We start from the raw sequence: 1,057 nt of genomic DNA on the forward strand, positions 1-1,057 counted from the left end.
AGTAGTTCTTCTGTTCGCTGGTTACGTATTCTTCAATCTTGATAGCCATGGCCAGATAGTAACCTACAGGTTACTTACCGGCAAGATAAAAACAGTGGGGATTTGTAAAAATTTCAATCGGAGAGAAATATTCTGTAGGGATCGTGCTTCCACGAAGAGCAGGTTTTGGGCTACGAATTCACAACCATGACGGACTCTGGCACATTGTTGCCGGGGGCGGCCGTATATTCTCGACATGAAAACCTCCCCATTCTCACTCCAGGAGGAGAGAGACTATGAACCAGATTACGAACGCGTCTGACGCGCTGCCCACCCTCGCAGAAATGCTCGCCGCAGCCCCCGGTGACTATATGTCTGCACGACAACTGGCATTCTTCCGCGCACGTCTCTGCCAAGAGCGCGATGCGCTGCTCGCCGCCGCCAGCGAAACTGCGCGGCATCTTCAGGACTTCGTGACCACCCCCGATCCTGCTGACCGCGCCTCTCTCGAAGAGGATCACACGCTTGAGTTGCGTGTACGCGACCGGGAACGCAAGCAGTTACACAAAATTGACGAAGCCCTTGAGCGAATTGAAAATGGTCGCTATGGCTGGTGTGAGGAGAGCGGAGAGCCGATTGGCATCGGACGACTGTTTGCCCGGCCAACTGCCACCTGCAGCATAGAAGCCCAGAATCGACATGAGTCATTGAAAAAGAGATGTGGCGAATGAACGGCGTGGTTGATTTTCTGTTGTGCGGGGGGAATGATGCTGGGAAACCCATTCAAGCACGGTTTCCAGTGACCGGAATCCGGATAATTGATGGTCAACTGGTTTTTACCATCACTTGATTTTTAATTTGGCCAGTTCCGACTGCAACGCACCTACATCCGGCAAGCGTTTGACATAGCCAATGTTCTCGGGAATTTCAGGCGCCGGCTCGTCGGCTCCACGGGTACGCTTCCACTCCTTTCTCGTGATGTCCCACAAATTCTTCATCCTCTGTTGAACGAAGCCGCTATCGCGGAGAATCCCCTCGACAAGTTGATTGAGCATCATAATTCATCCTCACCCCGAAA

General features: G+C 52.4%; 2 protein-coding genes. One reads left to right on the plus strand and one right to left on the minus strand.

The features are described 5' to 3' along the window. Nucleotides 1-275: 275 nt before the first annotated feature. A complete protein-coding gene (dksA, locus tag M6F29_RS11800) occupies nt 276-710 on the plus strand; it encodes an RNA polymerase-binding protein DksA (protein ID WP_366526010.1) in 435 nt (144 codons plus the stop codon). 111 nt (nt 711-821) lie between these two features. On the opposite strand, the gene M6F29_RS11805 is transcribed toward dksA, so the two are convergent. Then, entirely contained in the window at nt 822-1,037 is a 216-nt protein-coding gene (locus M6F29_RS11805) for a hypothetical protein (RefSeq protein ID WP_298160148.1), read from the minus strand. Nucleotides 1,038-1,057: the final 20 nt, after the last annotated feature.

Origin of the sequence: Ferrovum sp. (genome assembly GCF_027317285.1) — a bacterium.
Classification (GTDB): domain Bacteria; phylum Pseudomonadota; class Gammaproteobacteria; order Burkholderiales; family Ferrovaceae; genus Ferrovum.

What these genes read in the sequence shown, in the direction of transcription:
- dksA (WP_366526010.1), top strand. Translation starts at nt 276, where the DNA reads ATGAACCAGATTACGAACGCGTCTGACGCGCTGCCCACCCTCGCAGAA.
- M6F29_RS11805 (WP_298160148.1), bottom strand. Translation starts at nt 1,037, where the DNA reads ATGATGCTCAATCAACTTGTCGAGGGGATTCTCCGCGATAGCGGCTTC.